This window comes from Candidatus Allofournierella excrementavium (genome assembly GCF_048526665.1).
GTDB lineage: Bacteria > Bacillota > Clostridia > Oscillospirales > Ruminococcaceae > Allofournierella_A > Allofournierella_A excrementavium.
Genome location: NZ_DBGFPE010000017.1, coordinates 155,208 through 181,537 on the forward strand (window position 1 = coordinate 155,208; position 26,330 = coordinate 181,537).

Below are 26,330 nucleotides of genomic sequence, written 5' to 3' on the forward strand. Positions count from 1 at the left end.
TTCAGATGCGGGTGCGGGTGTAGGCGAAAATGGCCAGGCTGATGGTGATGATCTGAGCCACGCTGATGCCCATGGTGAAGTTGAGGTCCAGCTTGATGACGGACAGGTCCAGCACCGGGTGGAAGCCGATGCTCTGGGAGAAGGCCAGCCAGGAGAGGCCGGGCGTTCCGGCGGCGAGGCTGGCGATCATGGCCCCCAGCAGGATGCCGGAGAGGATGAAAAAGCAGAGCAGCAATGTGCGTTTCACGGGCGTATCTTCCTTTCTTTTGTCACAGGCGGCCGGTGGAGCCGAAGCCCCCCTCGCCCCGCTGGGTCTCGTCCAGTTTTTCGGCGAAGGTGAAGGCGCAGCGGGCCACGGGCATCACCATCAGCTGGGCCACCCGCTCGCCGGGCTCCAGGGTGCAGGGTTCATCCGAGAGATTCACCAGCCCCACCTGGATGGCGCCGCGATAGTCCGAGTCGATGACCCCCACCCCGTTGGAGAGGGTCAGCCCACGCTTGACGGCAAGGCCGCTGCGGGCGCACACCAGCGCCACATACTCCGGCCCCGGCAGCTGGATGGCCACCCCGGTGGGCACCAGCGCCCGGCCCATGGGGGGCACGGTGAGGGGCGCGTCCAGCACGGCGAAGAGGTCCGCCGCCGCCGCGCCCGCCGTGGCGTATTCCGGGGCCTTGGCCCCCGGCAGGGTGAGGGTGTATTTCACGTTCATCTCGTTTCATCCTTTCCGGCCCCGGGGGCGCTGGGGGTCTTGAAGTAGAGCCCGCGGGTGAATTCCTCCGGCCAGCTCTCCCCTTTTTCCAGCGCCGCCAGCACCCGGGCGGCCTCGGCGGGCGTTTCCAGGGTGAACCAGGCAAGCGCTCCGTCCGCCGGGAGTTTTTTCAGCTTGTCCCCCATGTAAAGGGGCACGGGGTTGTAGATCTGCCGCACTCCCCCGCCGCAGCGCACCGGGAATTGCCGGCGCTTGCGGTCGGTGAGCAGGCCCTGCTTGTCGCAGTGGGCGCAGTCGGTGACGTTTTGCAGCGGGCAGGCCCGGGTGATCATCAGCGGCAGGTGGCCGTACACGATGGCCCAGGTGGGCACGCCGGGTTCGATGGCCTCCATCTCGGCAAAGGGCGTCTCGGGGGAGACGGTGAGGGCGGCAAGGCCCAGGTCCTTCCAGCACAGGGCGGACAGGGGGTTTGCCACATTCAGGCCGAAGCCGCCATAGAGTTTCCAGCCCTTCGCCAGGGGCAGATGGCCGATGTTGTGGACCATCACCCCGGCAAAGCCCGCGTCCTTCGCCTCGGCCAGGGCCTTGGCGGCGGCGGCCTCCATGCCGCCGAACATCACACGGGGGGCTTCCAGCACGGTTTTGGCCCGCAAGGCTTCCGGCACCTCCCGCCAGCGCAAAAGGGGCAGGATGATGCCCGCAAGGTCCCCGGGCAGGGGCGCGGGCAGCTGCTCCGGCCCTTCAAAGCGGGCCCAGAGCTGCCTTGCGCCCAGGGCGTGCCGCCGCGCCGCGGGCAGGCGGGCGGGGGCGCAGTTCCAGGCTTTGGGCGCGCTGCGCAGGGCCAGAAGCTGCTCCAGCACGGCGCGGCGGGCATCGTTCCAGGCCGAGGCGGGCAGATAGCCCGGCTCGCCCTCAAAGTCCACGCTCTCGGAATAAAAAGGGGTGCCGCCGGTCTTGGCCAGCGCCTTTTCGATGGCGGGGCGCTGGCTGGCCCGGGCGGGCTCCATGGCCCCGGCCAGGGCCGCTTCGGCCCGGCGGCCCGCGCCGTCGGCGGCGGCCAGAGTGCAGCCATTTTCGGCCACGGTGACCGTGAAGGCCACCGGCACCCGCTGGGCCTCCCGGCGGTAGAGCTCCCGGATGGCGGGCATGGCCGCCTTGCTGGCGGCGGTGTCCTCGGGGGTGCGCACGCCGAACATGGCGCCGCTGATTTTTCCCTCGATGTAGCCGTTGGTGAAGCCGGAGCGGGAGAACACATCCTGCAGCTGCTGCTTATCAAAGGCTTCTCCCGCAAGGCTCTTGCGGCAGGCGTTGACGGCGGCGGCCACATACTCCGGCCCCCGCAGCCGGCCTTCAATTTTGACGCTGGCCACCCCGGCCTCGGCCAGGGCGGGCAGGCTGCCCACGGCGCACAGGTCTTTCAGGGACAGATGGGCCGCCCCGGAGCCGTCCGCCGCGAAGGGCAGCCGGCAGGGCCCGGCGCACTCGCCCCGGTTGCCGCTGCGCCCGCCCAGAAAGGCGCTCATGTAGCACTGGCCGGACACCGACATGCACAGCGCCCCGTGGACGAACACCTCGATCTCGATGGGGCTTTCCTTGGTGATGGCGGCAATTTCGGCAAGGCTCAGCTCCCGGGCCAGGATGGCCCGCTCGAAGCCCATTTCCGCCAGCTGCCGCACCCCGGACAGGGTGTGGACGGTGAGCTGGGTGGAGCCGTGGAGGGCAAGGCCGGGGGCCATCTGCCGCGCCAGGGCGGCGGTGGCCAGGTCCTGCACGATGAGGGCGTCCACCCCGGCCTCGGCGGCCATGCGGATGGTGTCGGCCAGAAGGCCCAGTTCGCCGGAAAAGGCGGTGGTATTCACCGCCGCGTGGACGCGCACGTCCCGCGCGTGGCAAAAGGCCACCGCCTCTTTCAGCTGCTGTGCGTCAAAATTGCCGGCGGTGCGCCGGGCGCTGAACTGCTTGAGGCCCAGATACACCGCGTTTGCCCCGGCAAAGACGGCGGCCCGCAGGGCTTCGCCGTCCCCCGCCGGGGCCAGCACCTCCACCGAACGGCGAAGGCCGTATTTCTTTGCCAGGCGCGCCGCCTGGACGGGGTCCGGCTGCCCGGTCATGCGCGGCTCTCCCGCAGGCGCTGCACTTCCTTCTGCAGGCGCTCCACCTCGCGGCGGGCCTGCTCGGCGGCCAGTTTGGCCTTGGCGGCGTCCTCCAGATAGTCCTTGATCTGGCTGCGCATGTTGTCGGCGCTGGAGGCGTTCTTCTGCAGTTCGTCCAGATAGCCCAGGGCCACCACCACCGCGCTGGCGGCAACGCTGGCCGAAGGGCTCTGGTTCATCAGTTCGTTCATATCCTTGTCCAGCCGCTCAGCCAGAGACTGCACATATTCCTCAGGATCGGTGGTGGAGATCACATAATTGGACCCGCACACCGTCAGTTTCACTTTGTTCGCAGGCATGGTCTTCCCTCGCAATCGAATCTTCTTGTATTCAAAGCCGGGGCGCGCCCGGTTCTCTTTTATACGCTATTATAATATATTTCACCGGCGCAGGAAAGCCCATTTTTTGAAATTCCGCCCTCTTTTGGCTCCGCAAGGGCGGATTTCGGTTCCCGGGAACGGATTTTTTCTTGAAACAGCCGGCAAAACTTGGTACAATAGAAAAGCATATGGACCGCTTTTCTCAAGGCCTGCGCCGCCCTTTCCCGGCGGCCGCGCCTTTTTGTCCAATACAAAACAAGGGGAGATACATTTGGCAAAGTATACGAAACGGGAATTTGACAAACTTCTCAAGGACATGCTGGCCAGCGAATACGGCACCACGCTGGACGTGGCCAGCAACCAGCAGATCTATCGTGTGCTGGCGCTCATCGCCCGGCGCATGATGAGCGACGGCCACAAGAAGTTCATCAGCCGGGCCTACGGCACCGGCGCAAAGCAGGTGTACTACCTGTGCATGGAGTTTTTGATGGGCCGCAGCCTGAAGAACAGCCTGTTCAGCCTGGGGCTGGCGGATGTGGCCGAGGCCGTTCTGGCGGACGCCGACATCAAGCTGGAGAGCATCTACGACGAAGAGCCCGACGCGGGCCTCGGCAACGGCGGCCTGGGCCGTCTGGCCGCCTGCTATCTGGACGGCATGGCCACCACCGGCATCGCCGGCACCGGCTACTCCATCCTGTACGAGTACGGCATCTTCAAGCAGAAGATCGTGGACGGCTGGCAGCAGGAAAAGGCCGACAACTGGCTGCCCGGCGGCCAGGTGTGGCTGAAGAGCCACCCCGACCAGAGCATCGAGGTCAAGTTTGACGGCGAGATCGAGGAGAGCTGGCAGGGCAGCTTCCACCACGTCATCCACAAGAACTACAACAGCGTCATCGCCGTGCCCAGCGACATGTACGTTCAGGGCTACGACGGGCCGGGCGTTGCCAAGCTGCGCCTGTGGCAGGCCAAAGCGCCGGACTTCGACATGAAGAGCTTCAACGCCGGCGAGTACGGCAACGCCATCCGCCAGAACGCCTCGGCGGAGCTCATCAGCAAGATCCTCTACCCCAACGACAACCACATGGAGGGCAAGATCCTGCGCCTGCGCCAGCAGTACTTTTTGTCCGCCGCCTCCATCGGCGACATCTGCCAGAACCATCTGGCCCAGTTCGGCAGCCTGGACACCCTGCCTGAGAAGGCGGCCATCCAGCTGAACGACACCCATCCCACCCTGGCCATCCCCGAGCTGATGCGCATTCTGCTGGACGAGTGCGGCTACGGCTGGGACAAAGCCTTCGACATCTGCCGGCGCACCTTCGCCTACACCAACCACACCGTGATGAGCGAGGCGCTGGAGAAGTGGAACATCGACATCTTCCGCACCACCCTGCCCCGCATCTACACCATCGTGCAGGAGCTGGACCGCCGCTGCCGGGCCGACTTTGAAAAGGCCTTCCCCGGCGACCAGGGCAAGATCGACTACATGGCCATCCTGGGCGACGGTCAGGTGCGCATGGCCAACATCTGCTGCTATGTGTGCCACTCCATCAACGGCGTGTCCAAGCTGCACAGCGAGATCATCAAGGACAGCGTTTTCCACGACTACTACCTCTACAAGCCCCAGGCCTTCAAGAACGTCACCAACGGCATCGCCTACCGCCGCTGGCTGCTGGCGGGCAACCCGGCGCTGACCAAGCTGCTGAGCGACGTGATCGGCCCCGGCTTCAAGCACGACGCCTCCCAGCTGAGCCGTCTGGCCGCCTTCAAGAACGACAAGAAGGTGCTGGACGCGCTGGACGCCGTGAAGAAGGCCAACAAGGCGGAATTTGCCGCCCACCTGAAAAAGACCACCGGCCAGGTCATCGACCCGAACTCCATCTTCGACTGCCAGGTCAAGCGGATGCACGAGTACAAGCGCCAGCACCTGAACGCGCTGAACATCGCCGCCCAGTACCTGTATCTGAAGGCCAACCCGGGCGCCGACGTGCCCCCCAAGACCTACATCTTCGGCGCCAAGGCGGCCCCCGGCTACTACATGGCCAAGCAGATGATCCGCCTGATCTGCAAGCTGGGCGAATACATCGACGCCGATCCCGCCGTGCGGGACATCCTGAAGGTGGTCTACCTGGAGGACTACAACGTCACCACCAGCGAGCGTCTGATGCCCGCCAGCGAGGTGAGCGAGCAGATCAGCCTTGCGGGCACCGAGGCTTCCGGCACCGGCAACATGAAGTTCATGCTGAACGGCGCCATCACTCTGGGCACCCTGGACGGCGCCAACGTGGAGATCGCCGACGCCGCCGGCATGGACAACGAGGTCATCTTCGGCATGCGCACCGAGGAAGTGAACGCCCTCAAGGCCATGGGCTACCATCCCAGCATGTTCGCCAACCGGGACGAGGTCACCCTGGAAGTGCTGAACTTCCTGGAGAAGGGCTGGAACGGCGAGGACTTCCACGAGATCGTGAACAACCTGCGCAATGTGGACCCCTACATGGTGCTGGCGGACTTTGCCGATTACCGCCGCGCTCACACGGACCTTGCGAAGCTCTACGCCGACCGCACCCGCTGGAACCAGATGAGCCTTGCCAACATCGCGGGCAGCGGCGTGTTCAGCGCCGACCGGTCGGTCACCGATTACGCCAACAACATCTGGGGCGCCAGCCCGGTGAAATGAACCCCGTGCCCCCGGCCCAAAGCGCCCGGGGGCATTTTTTGAAGCGCGGCCTGGACCTGCCGCCAATTTCTCTTGCCAGAGGAGCGATCTTGCTTGGACCATCTGTTCAACAGCCTTGACAGCGCCTACAAGACCCCCCGCGGGGCGGTGAGGACGGGCGAGCCCCTGCGCCTGGCGCTGACCATCCCCGAGCACTACGGCTTTGTGGAGCCGCGGCTGGTGCTCACCAAGGACGGCGGCGACCCCGTGGAATACCGCATGGATTTCAAGGGCTGCGTGGAAGGGGTGAACCACTTCCGCCTGAGCCTGACGCTGGACGAGGTGGGGCTTTACTTCTACTACTTCGACCTCTATTCCGACTTTCGCAAGCTCTACCGGGGCGAGCTGGGCGAGGCAGTGCTCAGCTGGACGGCGGGCGCCTGCTGGCAGCTCACCGTCTACGAGGCGGACTTTGCCACCCCGAAGGCCCTGCGGGGCGGGGTGATGTACCAGATCTTCCCCGACCGCTTTTTCGAGGGCAGGCCCCACCCGGTGATGCCCTTTGCCGACCGGGTCTACCGGGCCAACAAGCAGGGCGAGCCCTACTTCTGGCCCAACGAACAGGGCGGCCAGCTGAACCTGGACTACTTCGGCGGCGACTTTGAGGGCATCCGCAAAAAGCTCGGCTATCTGCAGGAGCTGGGGGTCACCTGGATCTACCTGAACCCCATCTTCGAGGCCCACGCCAACCACCGCTACAACACCGCCGACTATCTGAACGCCGACCCCCTGCTGGGCACCAACGAGGAGTTCACCCTGCTCTGCCGGGAGGCGAAGGAAAAGGGCATCCGCATCATTCTGGACGGCGTGTTCAGCCACACCGGGTCGGACAGCCTCTACTTCAACCGGGAGGGCCGCTACGGCCAGGGCGGGGCCTACCACGACCCGAACAGCCCCTACCGCAGCTGGTACGACTTCGACCAAAAATACCCCTGCGGCTACCGCAGCTGGTGGGGCTTCGAGACCCTGCCCGAGGTGCGGGAGGACGACCCCGCCTACCAGCAGTTCATCTGCGGCAAGGGCGGCGTCATCGACACCTGGCTCTCCCGGGGTGCCAACGGCTTTCGGCTGGACGTGGCGGATGAACTGCCCGACGATTTCATCGAGAGCATCCGCAAGGCGGTGAAGGCCCACGGGCCGGACTGCTATCTGCTGGGCGAGGTGTGGGAGGACGCCACCACCAAAGAGGCCTACGGCGTGCGCCGCACCTACCTGCTGGGCAAAGGGCTGGACGGAGTGATGAACTATCCCTTCCGCACCGCCATCCTGAATTTCCTGCGTGGCGGCAGCGCCCTGTGCGCCGCCGAGCAGCTCACCGCCATCTGCGAGCACTACCCTGCCCCGGCGCTACACGCGCTGATGAACCATGTGGGCACCCATGACACCGAGCGCATCCTCACCGCGCTGGAGGACGAACCCGCCGAGGGACGGGACCGCTACTGGCAGAGCGGGCGGCGGCTGCCCAAACCCAAGTACGACCACGGCATCCGGCTGGTGCGGCTGGCCTACGCCATGCTGTTCACCCTGCCGGGGGTGCCCTGCATCTACTACGGCGACGAGGTGGGCATGCAGGGCTATCGGGACCCCTTCAACCGGGCCTACTACGACTGGGACTCCACCGAGAACCGCATCAAGCCCCTTTTGCGCCAGCTGGCGAAGCTGCGCAAAGAGTGCGACGCCTTCTGGGAGGGCGATTTCCGGGTGACGCGGGCGGACGGCGGCCTTTTGCAGTACCGCCGCACCGGCCCCACCGAGACCGCCGAGATCGCGATCAACCGCACCCCCCGGCTGCTGGCCACCCGGGCCCTTGGCAAGGTGACCGAGGTGGACCCCTTCAGCTTCACCGTGGTGGTGGAGGACACGGCCAAACTGGCCGCTGCCGAAGCCGCCCTGTGAACCGCATCTCAAAAGAATAAAAGGCGGCCCGCCGGAAATGCATCCGGCGGGCCGCCTTGTTTGTTTTTTATTCCTGCCGCTGATACAGCAGATAGCGCACGGTGTAGTAGGTCTTTCGGTTGAGCTGAAGCTCCTGCCCTTCGCTCACCAGCACATAGCCGTGCTGTTCCAGCAGCGGCTGCCATTGAGCCAGGTTCGTCTGATAGTCATCCTCATAGTTGCCGCAGATGATGAACTCGGTGTCGAAGGCGGGGTCGCCGTAAAACTCCTGCTGGATCTCCTCCACCGGCAGGTTGAAGCTGCCGATGTAGGGGCTGGCCTGCAGCAGGTCCGCCGCCATGCCGAAGCCCCGGTCCAGCACGCCCCACATCTCATAGCTGGGGTCCGGCTCGCTGCGCATCACCTGGGCGAACTGATACTGCACCGTATCCGCCCGCTTTTGGCCGAAGGCCTGATGGTTGGGGGTGTGCCACCATGCGAAGCCCACGCCGGCGGCCAGCGCCGCCGCGGCCAGGACCGCCCACAGCCAGCTGCTGAACCGCCCGGTGCCCGCCAACTTGTCCACCACGGCCCGCACCGCCGCCAGCACCGGCACAAAGCCGAAGGGCACGAACAGCACCAGCGCCAGGGCGTAGTAGATGGGGACGTTGTGGGGCGTGCCGTAGATGGCCGCCGTCACCGCCAGAAAACTCAGCGGCACAAGCAGGCGCTGCAGCCAGAAGGCCGCGTCCCGCTTTTCGCCCCGGGCTCCGGGGCCGAAGGTGAACCAGAGCAGCCCCAGCACCACGAACACGCCGAACACCCAGTTGAGGCGCAGGTCAGAGCGGATGTTGCGCCACATGCTGGCCAGCATCTGAGGCAGGGCGGCGTCGGCCGAGTCGGAATAGAGGAAGAGATTGCAGTAAAAATAGTTGTACCACATCTCGTCCAGCGCGCCGTTCACCCAAAAGTAGAAAAGCCAGGGCAGGCTCATGGCCGCAAGACCCAGCACGCCGCCCAGCACCACCCGGCCGAGGCCTTTCCAGTCCCGGCGGGCAAGGCCCCAGGGCAGCAGCACCAGGGCCACCGCCCCGAAGGGGGCGCAGAGGTTATACTTGATCCAGAACACCGCGCCGCACAAAAGGCCCAGGGCGAGGCCCAGCCGCAGGGTGAGCGGGCGGCGCAGGCGCAGCGTTTCCAGCCCCAGCACCACCCCGCCCAGCAGCAGGGGAAGGCAGAGCTCCTCGGCGCTGTCGCCCTTTTGGAAGGCGACGGTGGAATAGCTCACCGCCAGCACCAGCGCCGGTGCCAGCGCGGCCGCCCGGCCCGCGCCGCACAGAAGGAACAGCCGCCGGGCGAAGTACAAAAACAGCGCCGCCGCGGCGATCTCGATGAGCCAGACGCCCAAAAAGCCGTCCGCCTGGACCCAGTTGGCGATGCAGTGCAGGAAAAACAGCAGCGGGCCCTTCTGGTCCACCGCGTCCACATAGAGCACCCGCCCCTGGGCCATGGCCTTGCCCATCAAAAAGAAGCACTGCGCGTCCGACCAGTTGTTCACGGCATAGAAGGGAGAACTGCGGCTGACCACGGCCAGCACGCCCGCGGCGGGCAGCAGCAGCCAGAGTGCAGAAAACCGGCGCAGCGCGCCGGTCTCCCCTTCCGCCTTGCCGGCGGGATTCATTCCTCACCTCTGCCCCGGCGTGCCAGCACCTTCACGCTGCTGGCGTACTCCGAGGGGGTCATGCCGGTGACCTTTTTGAAGTGGCGGGAGAAATAGTGGATGGAATTGTAGCCCAAAAGGGCGGCGATCTCGGTGAAGTTGTGGCTGCCCTGGCGGATCATCTCCTTGGCCTTCTGGATCTTCAGGTTGCCAAAGTACTCCATGGCGCCGCCGCCGGTCTTTTCCCGGAAGACCTTCTGCAGATAGCTGCGGCCCACCAGATTGTCGCGGCAGATGTCGCTCAGGGTCAGCCGGCGCTGGATGTTGGCCTCCAGATACTGCTGCACCCGGGCCAAAAATTCGTTCTGGCTGCGCTCGCGGATGAGGCTGGTGGGGCGGCTGGCAGGGGTCTCGTCCCCCCGGCGCACAAGGCACAGCAGCATGTACTCCAGCGAAACGCCGATGATCTGCTCGCAGCCGAAGGGCGCGGCCTCCCGCCGGATGAGGTGGGGGGTGAGGGGGTCGTCCAGCGGGGTGGAGAAGGCCGCGCCGGCCATCTCCACGATGCGGGCCAGCAGCACCCGCTCGTTGTCGCTCACGTTCACCACCCGGTGACGGAAAAAGTCCATGGCGGGGCCGTTGCACTCGAAGGAGATGATGACGATGTTGGGCGCGCCGTCGCCGGTGGCCCGCACGTTGTGGAACTCGCCCGGCTCATGGAAGATCATCTGCCCCTTTTTCAGCAGCTTCTCCTCCTCGCCGGCGGTGACGTACACCTCGCCCTTGTCGGCGTAGACCAGTTCCCAGAAATCGTGGCTCTCACCCACAAAGGCGTAGTCCGGCCCGTACTCAAAATAGTGCACCGAATAGATGCGGTCGATGGCCAGCGGACGCTCCAGTTCAAGCGGCGTGTATCCCATGCCCTGCCTCCTTTTTCCCTGCGGGGGCGAAAATTGCAGATTCTGCCATTAGTATACCGCATTCCGGCCGATTGTGCAAACTTTTTCTGAAAAAATATACCTTTCTGCGGGGACTGTTCAACCGGCTCAAGCCGTGTTATACTGGGAATCAGCAACATATTTGTGAGGAGATTTTATGCTGCAAACACTGCAAACCCGGTTCTACACCGACTGGAATTTCTACCGGCGGGTGCTGGCCATCACCCTGCCCATCGCCATCCAGAACGTCATCAACCTGGGCGTGAACATGATGGACATCATCATGCTGGGCCAGCTGGGCGACACGGCCATCGCCGCCGCCAATCTGGGGGGCCAGCTGTTCATCATCCTCAACGTTACCGGCTTCGGGCTGGCCAGCGGCGCGGCGGTGCTCATCGCCCAGTACTGGGGCAAGCGGGACATGCTGCGCATCCGACAGATCTTCGCCCTCAGCCTGCGCTTCGCCCTGGGCGCGTCGGCGCTGTTCACCGTGCTGGGGCGGCTGTTCCCGGTGCAGATCATGCACATCTTCGCCACCGACGCGGACGTCATCCGGGAGGGCGCGGCCTATCTGGAATGGCTGTCGGTGAGCTTTGTTTTTTACAGCTTCTCCAACTGCTACATCATGTGCCTGCGGGCGGTGGAGCAGGTGAAGGTGAGCATCGCCGTCTATTCCAGCAGCTTCTTCGTGAACGTGTTCTTCAACTACTGCTTCATCTTCGGCAAGCTGGGCGCGCCGGAGCTGGGGGTGCGGGGCGCGGCGCTGGGCACCATCATGGCCCGCCTGTTCGAGTGCGCGGCGGTGCTGGTGTATATGTACCGCATCGAGCGCACGGTGTGCTTCACCCCCAAATGGCTGCTGCGCTTTCGCAGCGGGCTGTTCAGCGACTATGTGCGCAACAGCGTGCCGGTGGTGAGCAACGAGCTTTTGTGGGCGCTGGGCGTGGCGGTGACCAACCTGACCATCGGCCACATGGGCCCCAGCTTCACCAGCGCGGTGAGCATCGTGAACGTGGTGAACAATCTGGTGAGCGTGTTCATCTTCGGCATGGCCAACGCCACCGCCGTGGTGGTGGGCAAGACCATCGGCGAGGGCCGCCTTGCGGACGCGCGCCGGGCCGCCAACAGCACGGTGGTGGTGAGCGTTGTGCTCAGCCTTGCGGGCACGGCCCTGCTGCTGGCGGGCCAGCGGCCCATCATGAGCCTTTACAACGTGAGCCAGCAGGCCCACGACACCGCCCTCATCCTGATGACTATTCTGGCGGCCATCCAGCCCTTCCAGGCGGTGGGCACCGTGATGGTGGTGGGCGTGCTGCGGGGCGGCGGCGACGTGCGCACCAACCTCATTCTGGACAGCGGCCTGCTCTGGGTGCTGGCCATCCCGCTGGGCCTTTTGGGCGGCTTTGTGTTCCACTGGTCCGCGCCGGTGGTGTTCTTCTGTTTGCGGTGCGACAACATCGTCAAGAGCATCCTGGGCTTCATCCGCCTTTGCAGCGGGCGCTGGGTGCGGGTGGTCACCCGCGCCGACGCGGTGCAGGAGGCTTGAGATTTCATCGGTAAAATTCCGGCATCCCCCGGATGAGATAAGGAGTGTTGAAGATGGAAAAGCAGAAAGTCGCATGGATCGGCACCGGCGTGATGGGCGCGTCCCAGGCCGGGCATCTGGTAAAGGCCGGCTGGGAAGTGAAGGCCTACGGCCACCACTATGAGAAAGTGGCCGCCAAGGCGCCCGAGTTCGGCTTCATCCCCTGCCGCACCATCGCCGAGGCGGTGGCGGACGCGGACTTCGTGTTCGTGATGGTGGGCTATCCCGCCGACGTGGAGGAGGTGTTCTGCTGCGAGGGCGGCATCCTCGACTCCGCCCGCCCCGGCACCGTGGCGGTGGACATGACCACCTCCAGCCCCACCCTGGCCCAGAAGCTCTACGCCCTGGGCAAGGAGAAGGGCATCGCCGTGCTGGACGCGCCGGTCTCCGGCGGCGACAAGGGCGCGCGGGAGGCCACCCTGTCCATCATGGTGGGCGGCGACGAGGACGCCTTTGAGAAGGCCCTGCCCTTCTTCAACGCCATGGGCAAGAGCGTGCTGCTGATGGGCCCCGCGGGCTTCGGCCAGCACACCAAGGCCGCCAACCAGATCGCCGTGGCGGGCGCCACCGCCGCCTACACCGAGGCCATCCATTACGCCGAGAAGGCCGGCCTTGACCCCCAGAAGATGCTGGCGGCCATCGGCGGCGGCGCGGCGGGCAGCTGGCAGATCGCCAACATGGCTCCCCGCGCTTTGGCGGGCGACTTCGCCCCCGGCTTCTTTGTGAAGCACTTCATCAAGGACATGAAGATCATCTGCGAAGAGGCCGCCGCCCGGGGCGAGAGCCTGCCCATGGTGGAGAGCGTGCTCAAGGTGTATGAGGAGTTCGCCGCCGCCGGCGGTGCGGACGAGGGCACCCAGGCGCTCATCGATTTTTACAGAAAGAACAAATAAGCAAATCAATTACTCTTTGTATTCTTTGCATGATAAAAAGGACCGGCGGGGTCTTCCCCGCCGGTCCTTTTGTTTTGTCCGCGCTCAAGCGCCCGCGTGTTCCGCGCGGCGGTAGAGATAATAGCGCATGTTGAGCAGCTTGCCGTTGTCCAGATAGGGGCCCTCCCCGTCGGCCACCTGCACATAGCCGTTCTCCAGAAGGAAGGGCTCGTCCTGGGCCTTGTATTCCTTCCAGTTTTCCGCCTCGCAGCGGGTCACCACGAACTCCACCTCCCGGTCGGTCACGTAGCGGTCCAGCTCCGAGCGCATCTCCTCCAGCGGAACGTTGAATTTCCCGATGTACTTTTGAGTCGGGGTCACATCGCAGACGGTGTAGAACCCGCCGTCCAGCATGTGGCGCACGGTCATGGAGCGGTCGTCGCTGGCCTGCACGATGCGGCTGAACTGATACTGCACCGTGTCCTCCCGGCGGGTGCCCAGCATCGGGCGGCTGGGAGTGCGCCACCAGCCGGCGGCCACCCCCGCGGCCAGGGCGAGGCACAGGCCCGCCGCCAAAACCCCTTTCGGCAGGCGGAAGGTCACTTTTCCGCACAGCCACACCGGCAGCACAAAGGCCAGCGGCAGAAAGACCATGAAGATCTGGAAGTAATACAGCCAGCCCCCCGCGCCGTAAGTGGTGAGGGCCAGACCGAAGAACAGCCCGGCCAGCGCCGCGGCCGCCCGCAGGGCCCGCTCCCGGACCAGGGGCAGAAGGCAGCCCAGGCCCGCCAGCAGCAGCGCCCCCTGGAGCCGGTTGTGCTCCATGGCGTACCAGAGCGACTGGGCCACCTTTTTCAGGACGGCGGCGGGGCCGCCCGCCCCCGAGGCATAGAGGAACAGATTGTTGTAAAAATAGGCGGTGAACCAGTCGTCCAGCGCGCCGTTCACGCCGAAATAGACCACCCACGGCAGGGTGGCCGCCGCCGCGCCCAACAGCACGGCGCCGCACTCGGCCAGCGCCTCCCGCCAGCCCTTCCAGCGCAGGGCCATGACCAGCATGGCCGCGCCCCAGGCGAGGAAAAAGCCCAGCATGGAATATTTGATCCAGAGCACGCATCCGCCCAGCACGCCGGCGGCAAAGGCCCAGCGAAGGCCCAGCGGACGGCGCTCCATGCACGCCTTCACCAGCCCGTAGAGGCAGACCGCCAGCAGCGGCATGCACCACTCCTCGGCGCTGTCGCCCGCCACATAGCTCACCGAGGTGTAGGCCGCCGCGCCCAGAAAGGGCAGCGCCCCCAGGCAGGCCCAGCGGGGGCCGAACAGGCGCAGCAGTTTGTAACTCGCCGCCAGGAACACCGCGGCCGCGCCCACCTGCATCAGCCACACGCCCAGAAAGCCGTCCCGCTGCACAAGGCTGGCCGCGGCGTGCAGCCCCAGAAGCAGCGGGCCCTTCTGCTCATACACATCCCGGTAGAGCACCTGACCCGCGGCCATGCTTTTGCCCACGGTGAAAAAGCACTGGGAGTCCACCCAGCCGTTCAGCGGATAGAGCGGCGAGCTTTGGGTGACCACACACATCAGTAGCACCGCGGTGAGCAGGATGAAGAGCGCCGGCAGCAGCCGGGTCCTGTTTTTTTGAAGGGTGTCTGTGTTCACGATCCCCGCCTCCTCGCCAAACAGTATACCATATTTCGCCACTTTGGGGCACAAAAAAATCCCCCGCCCGCAGGCGGGGGAAAAGTTCGCTTTTGTTGCAGCCGGGGCTTATTTCACTTCCGGCAGGCTGGCGGCCGCGGAGCTCTGGCCCACGCGGCGGGTCATCTCGTCGGGAGCCTCGGGGCGGAAGGCCACGTCGGGGTACTCCTCGTCCATCACCCGGGCCGCCTCGGCCAGGATGATGTCGCCGCCCTTGCCGCTCATCACGCGGCCCATCATCTGCACATGATGGATGTCGTAGAACTGGGCGTAGAGGCCCATGGTGTGGCCCAGATACACGCCGATGCTGCGGTAGACCGCGGCGGCGCGCTCGTCGTCGGCGGCCATCAGCTCCTGCACCACCTTCAGGCGCTTTGCGGGAGGCTCGGTCTCGTCCAGCTCGATGCCGGCGCGGGGGGCCAGCTTGTTCACGCCGTCCTGGCTGAAGTACTTCACGCCGCAGCCGATGTCGCCGCTCCACTCGTCCTCCATGGCGCCGGGCTGGCCGTCCACGGGGGCGAAGGCCAGCTCGTTCAGCCAGCCGCAGATGTTGCCCTCGCCGTCCACATAGCCCACGGCCTCGCTGGTGCCCATGGCGATGCCCATGATGCCGTTCTCGCCCAGGCCCATGGCGCCCGCCAGCGCGGACACGTCGCCGTCGTTGGCCACCACCACGGGGATCTCGTAGCCCAGCATGCGGGAGAGGTCCTCGGCCACGCGGGTGTAGATGTTCTTGACCTTCTTTTCAAAGTCGGACTTGTTCACCTTCAGGAACAGGCTGGCCACCATGCACTTGTTGTCGATGTAGACGCCGGCGGAGGAAACGCCGATGCCGTCCACCTTGCGGCCCTTTTCCATGATCTTGGCGGCGGCGGTGGCGCAGGCGGCCAGGATGCCCAGGTAGTGGTAGTCGGGGTTGGGGTTGACCTTGGGGTACCAGACCACCTCTTCGCTGTAGATGGTCTCGCCGTCGATGACGGCGCTCACCTTGCGGTCGGAGCCGCCGGCGTCAAAGCCGATGCGGGCGCCGTTGGTGTGCCGGCCCACGCTCTCCGACTTCTGGAAGGCGGTGGGGCGGCTCTCGTAGGGCAGGCTGATGACCTGGAATTCCCGCTCGTAGACGTTCTCCATGAAGTCCTTGTCGAAGGCGCGGGTGCCGGTGGCAGTGTAGGCCTTCTGGATCTGGCGGGCCAGGGCGTCGTCGCCGCAGATGTACACCTTGAAGCCGCCCCAGCTCCACAAAAGGAACTTGACCATGCGGTCCACATAGTAGGCGTCGGCCTCGGCCATCTCGGGGGTGCCGCAGACCTTGCACTCCCAGGTGCCGATCTGCCCGCCGCTGCGCTCCACCGCGATGCACAGGGGCTTGGTGGCGGCCAGCTGGTGATACTTGAAAAAGAGGCCCAGAGGAACAAAGCCCTGATCCAGCTCGGGCAGGTTCTTCACCGGGATCTCAACGTTCAGAAACTTCATTTGCGCGTCCTTCCTTTCAGCGTTTGGGCCCCTTTGGGGCGGGGCGGTGCTCTTTGGCTTCATTGTAGCACGCGCTTTGCGCCTTTGTCTTGTGTGGGTCGGTCTTTGAGTTTGCACTATCAGCCCCATTTTCACACCCTGTTGTCGTTTTGACCAAACCATTTGTACAAAACGCACAAAGGCGCGGGGCGGTAGAACGCCGCCCCGCGCCGGGGTCTTTGGGATGAAATTTTCACAGCACCTTGGAAAGGAATTCCTGCAGGCGGGGGTTCTTGGGGTTCGAGAAGAACTCGGCGGGGGGTTCGTCCTCCTGCACCTTGCCCTCGTTGATGAACACCACCCGGTTGGCCACCTCGCGGGCAAAGCCCATCTCGTGGGTGACCACCACCATGGTCATGCCGCTGGCCGCCAGCTCCTTCATCAGCTGCAGCACCTCGCCCACCATCTCGGGGTCAAGGGCGCTGGTGGGCTCGTCGAACAGCAGCACCTCCGGGTTCATGGCCAGCGCCCGCACGATGGCGATGCGCTGCTTCTGGCCGCCGGAAAGGGTGTTGGGATAGGCGTTCGCCTTGTCGGCCAGACCGATGCGCTCCAGCAGCTGCATGGCCTGCTCGTCGGCCTCGGCCTGGGTCTTGAGCTTTTGCAGCACCGGGGCCAGGGTGATGTTCTGCTTCACCGTCAGGTGAGGGAACAGGTTGAAATGCTGGAACACCATGCCCATGCGCCGGCGCAGGGCGTTGATGTCGGTCCCCCGGCCGTTCACCAGCTGGCCGTCGAACCAGATCTCGCCCCCGTCGGGCACTTCCAGCTGGTTGAGGCAGCGCAGGAAGGTGGACTTGCCACAGCCGGAGGGCCCCACCAGCACCATTTTATCGCCTTTGTTGATGGTGATGTTCAGCTCGTCCAGCACGGTGACCTTGCCGAATTTTTTGCAAAGACCTTTAACTTCTATCACTCTGCGCCAGCCTCCTTTCCACAGTTCTGCCCAGCTTCTCCAGCAGCATGACAACGACCAGATAGATGGCCGCCACCGCCAGCAGCGGCGGGAACGCGTCCCAGGTCTGGCTTCGGATCTGGTCGCCGCCGCGGGTCAGGTCGCCCAGGGCGATGTAGCCCGCCACGGCGGTCTCCTTGACCAGGGCGATGAACTCGTTGATGAGGGTGGGCAGGATGTTCTTCACCGCCTGAGGCATGATGACGCGCAGCATCACCTGGCCGTAGGAAAGGCCCAGGCTGCGGCCGGCCTCCATCTGCCCCGGGTCGACGCTCATGATGCCGCTGCGGAAAATTTCCGCCACGTAAGCGCCGGAGTTGATGCCGAAGGCGATGATGGCCACCATCAGCTTCTGGTCCGATTTCGCCGAGGCGAACACCACGAACCACATGATGAGCAGCTGCACCACCACAGGGGTGCCGCGGATGACCGTGAGGTAGACCTTGCAGACAAGGTTCACCAGCCCCAGACCGATGCCGGGCTTGCCGGCCTTGTCGTGGGTGACCCGCACCACCGCAACCATCGCGCCCAGGGCGATGCCGATGACCAGCGCGCCGATGGTGATGAGGATGGTGTTCTGCAGGCCGTCGGTGAGATACTTCCAGCGGTCCTCTGCAATGAAATTCAGATAAATGTGTTTCTGCCAGAACTCGCTGGCCGTGATGGACTGCAACAGGCCCATAGGCCACCTTCCTCTCTGCACAGGAACAGGGGCCAGGAAAGCCGGCCCCTGTTCTGCCGCACACTTGTGCGATTAATTATACACTAAAACCTCTCTGATTGCCAGCCCTTATTTCAGCACCAGAACGGACTGGATGCCGGTGCAGTAGCTGTCGGTGAAGTCCACGTTCAGCAGGCGCTCCTCGGTGACGGTCATGCCGGCGGCGCCGAAGTCAGCCTTGCCGCTGTTGATGGCGGGGATGATGGAGGCAAACTCCATGTCCTCAATCTTCAGCTCGTAGCCCAGGTAGTCGCAGATGGCCTTGGCGAACTCGGCGTCGATGCCCACGATCTCATCGCCCTCGTAGTACTCGTAGGGGGGGAAGTAGGCGTTGGTGGCCATGGTCAGGGTGCCGTTGGGATACTCGGTGCCTTCGGGGGTCACATAGCCCTCGGCGCCCTCCACGCCGTTGATGTACTTGTCCAGGATGGCGTCCAGGGTGCCGTTCTCCTTGATGGCGGCAATGGCCTCGTTGAACTTCTCGGTCATCTCGCTGCCCTTGTTCAGCGCGATGGCGTAGTCCTCCACGGCGAAGTCCTCGTCCAGCATGGTGATGTCGGGGTTCTGCTCCACGAACACCTTGCCGGGCTCGTTGTCGATGATGACCGCGTCCACCTTGCCCTGCTTCAGAGCCAGGACCGCGTCGTTGAACTTGTTGAACTGCTCAACGGTGGCGCCCTCGATGTCCTGGGCGTAGGTGTCGCCGGTGGTGCCCAGCTGCACGCCGATGGTCTTGCCGGTCAGGTCATCCACGCTGAAGATGTACTGCTTGCTCTCGGTGGAAGCCGAGGCGGAAGCGGCGGAAGAGCCGGAGGCGGCGGAAGCGGCGGTGCTGCCGGAAGCGGGCTCGCTGGCGGGGGTGGAGCCGCAGGCGGCGAGGCCCAGGGCCATCACGCCGGCCAGAGCCACGGAGATCAGTTTTTTCATATGGATACACTCCTCTTTGTTCCCCCGCAGCGGGGGCGTTGTTTTTTGGGTAGTCCCCGTCCTGTGCTGGGGGAAACCTTGGGTTTAGTATACCGCATATTTATGCTTTGTCAATGAATTTTTATGAATTCCTCGGCTTTTTGTCGCTTTGAACAAAATCATACTTTTCGAGGCAAGTTCTCTCGTTCGCATTGCCCTATATCCTGTTTATCAGGGCTGCGCCGGGGCGCAAAATCTTGCCGGCGGCGCTGCGGGCCGCGCATATCGGTGAATATCTATGCATAAAAATGCATATTCAAACATTCCCGGACCGGGCGTCGGGGCCGCGCCTTGACTTTTGCGTTTTCGGATGCTATAGTTGTGCGCGTTAGAGGATACTAATTCTTATATATAAAAGAGGAGGTGCCGCAGCAATGACGCTGGACAAGCTGCCGCTGGGCAAAGCCGCCACCATCGAGGCGGTGGGAGGCGAAGGTGCGCTGCGCCGTCATTTTTTGAACATGGGCCTGACGCCGGGCACCCGGGTGACCCTGCGCAAGACCGCCCCCATGGGGGACCCCATCGAACTGGAACTGCGGGGCTATGAACTGACCCTGCGGCTGGAGGACGCAAAGAACATCGAGATCGGCGAGCCGGGCGAGCCGGGCCAGGCGCCCGCCGCCCCCAGGGCGGCCATCCCGCCCATCCCCCACCCGGGCCACGGCGAGAAAAAGCGCACGGCCCTGGCGGAGGACACGCCCCTGGTGTTCGCGCTGGCGGGCAACCAGAACTGCGGCAAGACCACCCTGTTCAACCAGCTCACCGGCTCCAACCAGCATGTGGGCAACTTCCCCGGCGTGACGGTGGACCGCAAGGACGGCCAGATCCGCAAGCATCCCCAGGCCACGGTGGTGGACCTGCCGGGCATCTATTCCCTCTCGCCCTACACCAGCGAGGAGATCGTGACCCGGGATTTTCTGGTGAACAACAAGCCGGACGGCATCATCAACATTGTGGACGCCACCAACATCGAGCGCAACCTCTACCTGACCCTGCAGCTCATCGAGCTGGGCATCCCCATGGTGCTGGCGCTGAACATGATGGACGAGATGCGGGCCAACGGCAACACGGTGCATGTGAACCACCTGGAGCAGGCCCTGGGCATCCCGGTCATCCCCATCTCGGCGGCCAAGAACGAGGGCATCGACGAGCTCATCGAGCACGCCATGCAGGTGGCGCTGAACCGGGAAAAGCCCCAGCGGCTGGACTTCTGCTCCGGCGCGGTGCATCGGTGCATCCACGCCATCTGCCACCTCATCGAGGACCATGCCCAGCGGGCGGGGGTGCCGGTGCGGTTTGCCGCCACCAAGCTGGTGGAGGGCGACGCGCCCATGCTGGAGAAGATGGACCTCTCGGACAACGAGAAGGACATGATGGAGCACGCCATCACCGAGATGGAGGGCGAAGTGGGCACCGACCGTGAGGCGGCGCTGGCGGACATGCGCTACGGCTTCATCGGGCAGGTGTGCGCCGAGTCGGTGGTGCGCCGGGGCGAGAGCCGTGAGCACGCCCGCAGCGTGAAGATCGACAGCATCCTCACCCACCGGGTGCTGGCCATCCCCATCTTCCTGGCCATCATGGGGGTGGTGTTCTGGCTCACCTTCGGCCTCATCGGCCAGGGCCTGAGCGACCTTTTGAGCCTGGGGCTGGACCAGCTCACCGCCCTGGCGGACAAGGGCCTCACCGCCTACGGCATCAACCCGGTGGTGCACAGCCTCGTCATCGACGGCATCTTTGCCGGCGTGGGCAGCGTGCTCACCTTCCTGCCCATCATCGTGACCCTGTTCTTCTTCCTGTCCATCCTGGAGGACTCGGGCTACATGGCCCGGGTGGCCTTTGTGATGGATAAGCTTTTGCGCAAGATCGGTCTTTCCGGCCGCAGCTTTGTGCCCATGCTCATCGGCTTCGGGTGCAGCGTGCCCGCCATCATGGCCACCCGCACCCTCTCCAGCGAGCGGGACCGGCGGATGACCATTCTGCTGACCCCCTTCATGAGCTGCTCGGCCAAGCTGCCCATCTACGCCATGTTCACCGCCGCCTTCTTCACCGACCACAAGGCGCTGGTGATGATCGGCCTGTATGTGATGGGCATGGTCATCGGCGTGCTCTACGGCCTCATCCTGAAGGCAGTGGCCTTCAAAGGCGAGCCGGTGCCCTTTGTGATGGAGCTGCCCAACTACCGCCTGCCCAGCGCGGGCAGCGTTCTGCGCCTGATGTGGGAAAAGGCCAAGGACTTCTTGGTGCGGGCCTTCACCGTCATCTTTGTGGCCAGCCTGCTCATCTGGTTCTTGCAGACCTTCGACAGCCGGCTCAACGTGGTCACCGATTCCGCGGGCAGCCTGCTGGCGGCCCTGGGCGGCCTGCTGGCTCCCCTCTTCGCCCCCCTGGGCTTCGGGGACTGGCGGGTGTCCACCGCGCTCATCACCGGCTTTTCCGCCAAGGAGGCGGTGGTCAGCACCCTGGCGGTGCTCACCGGCTCCAGCCTGACCACCCTGCCCCAGGCGCTGGGGGGCATGTTCACCCCCCTCACCGCCTTCGTATTCCTCACCTTCACCCTGCTCTACACCCCCTGCGTGGCAGCCATCGCCGCCGTCAAGCGGGAGATGGGCAGCGCAAAGGCCGCGGCGGGCGTGGCGCTGACCCAGTGCGCCATCGCCTGGGGCGTGGCCTTCGTGGTGCGGTGCATCGGCCTGGCTTTGGGCCTGGGCTGAATTCTTTCAAAGGAGACTTGCTTTATGGGTCTTGGAGACATCCTCATCCTTGCCGCGGTGGCGGCCGCCCTCATCGGGGCGCTGGCCTTCATCCTCAAAAACGGCGGCTTCGCGGGAGGCTGCGGCGGCGACTGCGCCCACTGCGCCTCCCGGTGCAGCCACGCCGACGACGAGAAAAAATAAACCGGCGTTTGCCCGCCGGGGACGGAAATGCCCGTCCCCGGCTTTTTTTCGCCGCGTTTTTGTCCACAATTCAAGGACATTTGTGTTTTTCGTGCGTCCACCATGGAAAACCGTCCGCTTTTTTGTGAATCTTTGCGCTGGCGCGTCCTTTGGTTTTGTACTATACTAAAGTTACCGCAGCCTCCCCCTTCCGGGAGGCGCGGCAAGTTTTTATTGGAGGGAAACGAAATGGCAAGAGTGTACAATTTCAGCGCAGGCCCGTCCATGATGTTTGAGCAGGTGCTCAAGACCGCCCAGTCAGAGCTGATGGAATACGGCTCCAGCGGGCAGTCCGTGATGGAGATGAGTCATCGCAGCAGTACCTTCGACGCCATTATCAAGGACACTGAGGCCCGGCTGCGCCGGGTGCTGTCCATCCCGGACAATTACAAAGTGGGCTTCATCCAGGGCGGCGCCTCCACCCAGTTCGACATGGTGCCCCTGAACCTGATGACCACCGGCCAGGCGGACTATCTGGTCACCGGCAACTTTTCGAACCGCGCGGCCAAGGAGGCGGCCAAGTTCGGCAAGGTGAACATCGTCGCCAACACCAAGGACATCAACTACACCGCCATCCCCGATGTGGACGCCATCGAATACACCCCCGGGGCCAGCTACGTGCACATCTGCGAGAACAACACCATCTTCGGCACCCGGTTCACAAAGCTGCCCCAGGTGGAGGGCGTGCCCCTGGTGGCGGACATGAGCAGCTGCATCCTCAGCCGCCCCACCGACGTGTCGAAATACGGCCTCATCTACTTCGGCGTGCAGAAGAACGTGGCCCCCGCGGGCATGGCCATCGCCATCGTGCGGGAGGACCTTTTGGGCAAGGCGGCGGAGAACGTGCCCAGCATGCTGAACTACCAGACCCTCATCGAGGCGGACAGCATGTACAACACGCCTCCCTGCTGGTGCATCTACATGACCGGCCTCACCCTCAAGTACATCGAGGAGGAGATCGGCGGGCTTGAGGAGATGGAAAAGCGCAACAACGCCAAGGCGAAGGTGCTCTACGACTATCTCGACAGCCAGGAATTCTTCAAGAACCCGGTGAACAAGCCGGACCGCAGCATCATGAACGTCACCTTCACCAGCCCCGACGCGGACACCGACAAGCTCTTCTGCGCCAAGGCCGCCGAGGCGGGCTTTGTGAACCTGAAGGGCCACCGGCTGGTGGGCGGCATGCGCGCCTCCATCTACAACGCCATGCCCGCCGAGGGCGTGGCCAAACTGGTGCAGTTCATGGAGGACTTTGTGAAACAGTACGGCTGAAAAAGGAGAATGGCTTTTATGTATACCATCAAAACACTGAACAACATCGCCCCCGCGGGGCTGGCGAAGCTGGGCCCGGCCCAGTTCAAGGTGGATAACGAGGCCGACGCGCCCCAGGGCATTCTGGTGCGCAGCGCCAAGATGCACGAGATGGAGCTGCCCGAGAGCCTGCTGGCCATTGGCCGCGCGGGCGCGGGGGTGAACAACATCCCGGTGGAAAAATGCAGCGAGGCGGGCGTGGTGGTGTTCAACACCCCCGGCGCAAACGCCGGCGGCGTTGCCGAGCTGACCATCGGCGGCCTGGTGCTGGCCAGCCGCAACCTGCTGCCCGCCATGGAGTGGGCCCAGGGCCTTGCCGGCGAGGGCGACGCGGTGCCCGCCCTGGTGGAGAAGGGCAAGAGCCAGTTCGTGGGCCCGGAGCTTGCGGGCAAAAAGCTGGGCGTGGTGGGCCTTGGCGCCATCGGCGTGAAGGTGGCCAACGCGGCGGTGCATCTGGGCATGGAGGTCTTTGGCTACGACCCCTACATCTCGGTGCAGGCGGCCTGGAACCTGAGCCGCGGCGTGCGCCACAGCGTGAGCCTGACCGAGCTGGTGGCCCAGTGCGACTACATCACCCTGCATCTGCCCGCCAACGCCCAGACCAAGGGCTTCATGAACGCCGGGGTGTTCCGCGCCTGCAAGCCGGGGCTGCGCCTGCTGAACTTTGCCCGGGGCGAGCTGGTGAACAACGCCGACCTGCTGGCGGCGCTGGCCGAGGGCCAGCTGGCCGCCTACGTCACCGACTTCCCCGCCGCCGAGCTGCTGGGGGTGCCGGGCGTGACCTGCATCCCCCATCTGGGCGCCTCCACCCCCGAGAGCGAGGAGAACTGCGCCGTGATGGCTGCAAGCCAGCTGGCGGACTACCTGCTGAACGGCAACATCGTGAACAGCGTGAACATGCCGGAAGTGGTGCAGGCAAGGGCCGCGGGCAAGCGGGTGTGCGTCATCCACAAGAACGAGCCCGGCCTCATCAGCGCCATCACCGCCGTCATCACCCAGAGCAAGCTGAACATCGAGAACATGGTGAACAAGAGCAAAAAAGAAATGGCCTACACCATGCTGGACGTGACCGGCGGCATGGACGCCGCCCTGGCCGACCAGCTGGCCGCCATCCCCTCGGTCATCCGGGTGCGGGTGCTGTGAGATAGCTTCTTCTTTTCTCCCCATAGCGCAAGCAAAAGCGCCCCCGGACCGTTGGGCCCGGGGGCGCTGCATTTTGTTTATTCCAGGCCCAGGAACGCCATCATGGCGGGCAGGGCCGCCTCGGCGGCGGCGCGGCCCCGGTGATAGAGGGCGTCCAGTTTTTCCACGCTGCGCTCGGCGCGGCTCACCGTCACCGGGCCGTCCGGCCGGATGACAAAGATCTCCCCCGCCTCTTCCAGCCGGTCGATCTCGTCCATCCGCTGGTTGTAGCGCTCGGGGCCGGTGAGGCAGGCCTCCAGAAGCTCCGGGTGCGCGCCGTAGCGCCGGCGGTAGAGCCGCCGCACCACCCGGTGCTGGCCGCCCTTGCGAAAGCCCGCCTGCCGCGTGAGCACCAGCACCGTTTTGCCGCAGGGCACCGGCAGCTCGGCGGGCAGGGGTACCGGGTCGGCCACGCCGCCGTCCAGGCAGACATCCCGTCCCACCTTGACCATCCGGCCCATCAGGGGCAGGCTGGCGGAGGCGCGCACCGCGTCCATGAAGTCGATGCCGGGCTGGTTCTTCTCAAAAAACACCGGGCCGCCGGTGCGGCAGTCGGTGGCCATCGCCCACAGCTTCTGGGGCGAGGAATAGAGGGTGTCGAAGTCCAGGGGATTGAGGGTCTCGCTCACCTCGCCCAGCAGGAAATCGAAGTTGAAATAGCTGAAATCCTTGATGAGGTGGCTCGCGCCCATGTACCGCGGGTCGTTCACATAGTCCAGGTTCACCGCCCGGCTGCGCCCCGGCTGGTGAGACACATAGTTCACGCCGTTGAGCGCCCCGGCGGAAACGCCCGCCACCTGGGGAAAATACAGGTCGTTCTCCATGAACACGTCCAGCACGCCCGAGGTGAACAGGCCCCGCATGGCGCCCCCTTCCAGAATGAGGGTGGTGTTTTCTTCCATCTTCCGCACGCTCCTTTTGCCGTTTTCTGTCACTGCTCCTATTATACTCCCCCATCGCCGCCCCGTCACAAAACAATTTGTAAAGTTTTTTGGACGAAAAAAGGGCCGCGCTGAAAAGCGCGGCCCGGAAGGGGCGGGTCAGGCCGGGATGTCGGTGCCGAAGCGGAAGAACACGGTGGTGTCCGCCGCGACGCTTTCGTCGTTCAGCAGGTCCATGGCGTAATACTCGCTCTCGTCGATCTCCTCGCTGTAGGTGGAGCGGTCATAGCTCACCTTGTCGGTGGCGCAGTAGACCAGGCCGTCGTAAGCCTTGGGCACCTCGAAGGTGATGGTCTGATCGCAGAAGCGGAACACCTCCACACCGTCCGGAGACTCCCAGTGCCAGCGCACGTCCTTGCTGTAATACAGATCGTAGGAGACGCCGTCCACCTCCACGGTGGTGGTGTAATCGTAGGTCGTGTCGTCGGTGGTGCTGCGGGTGGGCAGCGCGCGGCCGGTGTACAGGTCATAGAACCCGCTGTGGTAGCTCAGGTTTTCGTCCAGGCCGCCCTGCTCGTTGTATTCAAAGCCGGAGCAGGTGACCGATACATACAGAATGACCTTTTTGTAGCCCTCCTTTTCGCTGTCGGCCACCACCGCATGGGCCGTGCCCTTGGCGGAAACCGGGCGCTGGATGGTGCTGTCCTCCATGTCGTAGGCGATCGCGTGCACCTCGAAGTTCGAGGGCTCGTCCAGCACAGGGATGCCGTTGGCGTCAAAATAGCTCTCCCCCGTCGGGGCGGGCACGCTTACGGGCGCGCTTTCCGGCTGGGAAGCGGACGCCGGCTGAGACGCGCTTTCCGGCTGGGACACGCTGGCCGGCTGAGACACGGACTGGGACGCGGACGCGGGCTCGCCGCAGCCCGCGAGGGAAAGGGCCATCGCCGCGGCGAGGGCCAGTGCCATAGCTTGTTTCATCTTTAAAAATCCTCCTCACTTTGCGCCGGGGCGAGGCGTCCCGGTGGATTCTACCATCATCGTTATACCATCGGACGTCGAAAAATGCAAGGTGCAAAAGAAAAAGGCCGCGCGTTCTGCGCGGCCCGGCGAAAGCGGCTGCCCGTTCAGCGGTAATAGCGGCCGATGGCCTTGTCCAGGTCCAGCACCGCCTGCTGGGCGCCCCGGCCCACCTTCTTCGCCATCTTCTTCACCTTGCGGCTGTTCTTGGCGGCGGCCATGCCCGCCGCGGTCATGGCGGCGGTGGCGGCCAGCCCGCCGGCCACCATCATGGTGGTGCGGGTGGTGTGCTTGTTCATCCCTTGTGCCCCTCCTTTTTTGTCTGCGC

Annotated in this window: 22 protein-coding genes; 8 read left to right on the forward strand and 14 right to left on the reverse strand. The window is 64.5% G+C overall.

Features of this window, described 5'->3' with window-relative positions; all coding sequences use genetic code 11:
• Position 1 precedes the first annotated feature (1 nt).
• From ACMI1Q_RS06085 to ACMI1Q_RS06100, 4 genes are read right to left on the reverse strand one after another with little or no spacing between them, the layout of a single operon-like run.
• On the reverse strand, positions 2–247 hold the full coding sequence (locus tag ACMI1Q_RS06085) for a DUF4321 domain-containing protein (RefSeq protein WP_394981072.1): 246 nt from the start codon (positions 245–247) through the stop codon (positions 2–4).
• A 22-nt stretch (positions 248–269) separates the two neighbouring features.
• Positions 270–710, reverse strand: coding sequence for a dUTP diphosphatase (dut, locus tag ACMI1Q_RS06090; protein ID WP_177521879.1), 441 nt, complete (start codon positions 708–710; stop codon positions 270–272).
• A complete protein-coding gene (locus tag ACMI1Q_RS06095; protein ID WP_419503137.1) occupies positions 707–2,821 on the reverse strand; it encodes a DUF3656 domain-containing U32 family peptidase in 2,115 nt (704 codons plus the stop codon). The genes dut and ACMI1Q_RS06095 overlap by 4 nt, the downstream gene beginning before the upstream one ends.
• On the reverse strand, positions 2,818–3,162 hold the full coding sequence (locus ACMI1Q_RS06100) for a cell division protein ZapA (RefSeq protein WP_419503138.1): 345 nt from the start codon (positions 3,160–3,162) through the stop codon (positions 2,818–2,820). Before ACMI1Q_RS06100 ends, ACMI1Q_RS06095 begins: the two co-directional genes overlap by 4 nt.
• A 292-nt stretch (positions 3,163–3,454) precedes the next feature.
• Here ACMI1Q_RS06100 and ACMI1Q_RS06105 point away from each other — a divergent pair, with 292 nt between their 5' ends.
• Complete coding sequence (locus ACMI1Q_RS06105) at positions 3,455–5,860, forward strand: glycogen/starch/alpha-glucan phosphorylase (RefSeq protein ID WP_419503139.1); 2,406 nt, start codon at positions 3,455–3,457, stop codon at positions 5,858–5,860.
• Positions 5,861–5,953: 93 nt separating this feature from the next.
• Positions 5,954–7,795 carry a glycoside hydrolase family 13 protein gene (locus tag ACMI1Q_RS06110; RefSeq protein ID WP_419503140.1) on the forward strand — a complete coding sequence of 614 codons (1,842 nt, stop codon included), beginning with the start codon at positions 5,954–5,956 and terminating at the stop codon, positions 7,793–7,795.
• Positions 7,796–7,862: 67 nt separating this feature from the next.
• On the opposite strand, the gene ACMI1Q_RS06115 is transcribed toward ACMI1Q_RS06110, so the two are convergent.
• Complete coding sequence (locus ACMI1Q_RS06115; protein ID WP_419503141.1) at positions 7,863–9,455, reverse strand: hypothetical protein; 1,593 nt, start codon at positions 9,453–9,455, stop codon at positions 7,863–7,865.
• Positions 9,452–10,354, reverse strand: a complete 903-nt coding sequence (locus ACMI1Q_RS06120) for a helix-turn-helix domain-containing protein (protein ID WP_177521424.1) — start codon at positions 10,352–10,354, stop codon at positions 9,452–9,454. The genes ACMI1Q_RS06115 and ACMI1Q_RS06120 overlap by 4 nt, the downstream gene beginning before the upstream one ends.
• A gap of 175 nt (positions 10,355–10,529) precedes the next feature.
• On the opposite strand from ACMI1Q_RS06120, the gene ACMI1Q_RS06125 reads away from it, so the two are divergent.
• Together ACMI1Q_RS06125 and ACMI1Q_RS06130 are read left to right on the forward strand one after the other, a co-directional pair.
• Entirely contained in the window at positions 10,530–11,918 is a 1,389-nt protein-coding gene (locus ACMI1Q_RS06125) for an MATE family efflux transporter (RefSeq protein WP_419503142.1), read from the forward strand.
• A gap of 53 nt (positions 11,919–11,971) precedes the next feature.
• The gene (locus ACMI1Q_RS06130) at positions 11,972–12,850 is read left to right on the forward strand and encodes an NAD(P)-dependent oxidoreductase (RefSeq protein ID WP_419503143.1); all 879 of its coding nucleotides are present in this window, start codon (positions 11,972–11,974) and stop codon (positions 12,848–12,850) included.
• An 84-nt stretch (positions 12,851–12,934) separates the two neighbouring features.
• Here the strand turns inward: ACMI1Q_RS06130 and ACMI1Q_RS06135 are convergent, their stop codons facing one another.
• The 5 genes from ACMI1Q_RS06135 to ACMI1Q_RS06155 all read right to left on the reverse strand — a co-directional run bounded on the left by ACMI1Q_RS06135 (position 12,935) and on the right by ACMI1Q_RS06155 (position 18,639).
• Complete coding sequence (locus ACMI1Q_RS06135) at positions 12,935–14,485, reverse strand: hypothetical protein (RefSeq protein WP_419503144.1); 1,551 nt, start codon at positions 14,483–14,485, stop codon at positions 12,935–12,937.
• A gap of 108 nt (positions 14,486–14,593) precedes the next feature.
• Positions 14,594–15,997, reverse strand: coding sequence for an ROK family protein (locus ACMI1Q_RS06140; RefSeq protein ID WP_394981056.1), 1,404 nt, complete (start codon positions 15,995–15,997; stop codon positions 14,594–14,596).
• A 232-nt stretch (positions 15,998–16,229) separates the two neighbouring features.
• Positions 16,230–16,952 (reverse strand): amino acid ABC transporter ATP-binding protein, encoded by a 723-nt coding sequence (locus ACMI1Q_RS06145; RefSeq protein ID WP_419503145.1) that lies wholly within the window; start codon positions 16,950–16,952, stop codon positions 16,230–16,232.
• Positions 16,939–17,673, reverse strand: a complete 735-nt coding sequence (locus ACMI1Q_RS06150) for an amino acid ABC transporter permease (protein WP_419503146.1) — start codon at positions 17,671–17,673, stop codon at positions 16,939–16,941. Before ACMI1Q_RS06150 ends, ACMI1Q_RS06145 begins: the two co-directional genes overlap by 14 nt.
• Before the next feature lie 108 nt (positions 17,674–17,781).
• Positions 17,782–18,639 (reverse strand): transporter substrate-binding domain-containing protein, encoded by an 858-nt coding sequence (locus ACMI1Q_RS06155; RefSeq protein ID WP_419503147.1) that lies wholly within the window; start codon positions 18,637–18,639, stop codon positions 17,782–17,784.
• Between the two features lie 413 nt (positions 18,640–19,052).
• Between ACMI1Q_RS06155 and feoB the strand changes: the two genes are divergently transcribed.
• The 4 genes from feoB to ACMI1Q_RS06175 all read left to right on the forward strand — a co-directional run bounded on the left by feoB (position 19,053) and on the right by ACMI1Q_RS06175 (position 24,065).
• Positions 19,053–21,389 (forward strand): ferrous iron transport protein B, encoded by a 2,337-nt coding sequence (gene feoB, locus ACMI1Q_RS06160; protein ID WP_419503148.1) that lies wholly within the window; start codon positions 19,053–19,055, stop codon positions 21,387–21,389.
• A gap of 24 nt (positions 21,390–21,413) precedes the next feature.
• Positions 21,414–21,572 carry a FeoB-associated Cys-rich membrane protein gene (locus ACMI1Q_RS06165; protein WP_177522478.1) on the forward strand — a complete coding sequence of 53 codons (159 nt, stop codon included), beginning with the start codon at positions 21,414–21,416 and terminating at the stop codon, positions 21,570–21,572.
• Positions 21,573–21,800: 228 nt separating this feature from the next.
• Entirely contained in the window at positions 21,801–22,883 is a 1,083-nt protein-coding gene (serC, locus tag ACMI1Q_RS06170) for a 3-phosphoserine/phosphohydroxythreonine transaminase (RefSeq protein WP_394980989.1), read from the forward strand.
• 18 nt (positions 22,884–22,901) lie between these two features.
• On the forward strand, positions 22,902–24,065 hold the full coding sequence (locus ACMI1Q_RS06175; protein WP_177522480.1) for a 3-phosphoglycerate dehydrogenase family protein: 1,164 nt from the start codon (positions 22,902–22,904) through the stop codon (positions 24,063–24,065).
• A gap of 77 nt (positions 24,066–24,142) precedes the next feature.
• On the opposite strand, the gene ACMI1Q_RS06180 is transcribed toward ACMI1Q_RS06175, so the two are convergent.
• From ACMI1Q_RS06180 to ACMI1Q_RS06190, 3 genes are all read right to left on the reverse strand, one after another.
• Entirely contained in the window at positions 24,143–25,006 is an 864-nt protein-coding gene (locus ACMI1Q_RS06180; RefSeq protein WP_419503149.1) for a patatin-like phospholipase family protein, read from the reverse strand.
• 138 nt (positions 25,007–25,144) lie between these two features.
• Positions 25,145–25,963 carry a hypothetical protein gene (locus tag ACMI1Q_RS06185; protein WP_419503150.1) on the reverse strand — a complete coding sequence of 273 codons (819 nt, stop codon included), beginning with the start codon at positions 25,961–25,963 and terminating at the stop codon, positions 25,145–25,147.
• Positions 25,964–26,109: 146 nt separating this feature from the next.
• Complete coding sequence (locus tag ACMI1Q_RS06190) at positions 26,110–26,301, reverse strand: hypothetical protein (RefSeq protein ID WP_394980984.1); 192 nt, start codon at positions 26,299–26,301, stop codon at positions 26,110–26,112.
• Positions 26,302–26,330 lie beyond the last annotated feature (29 nt).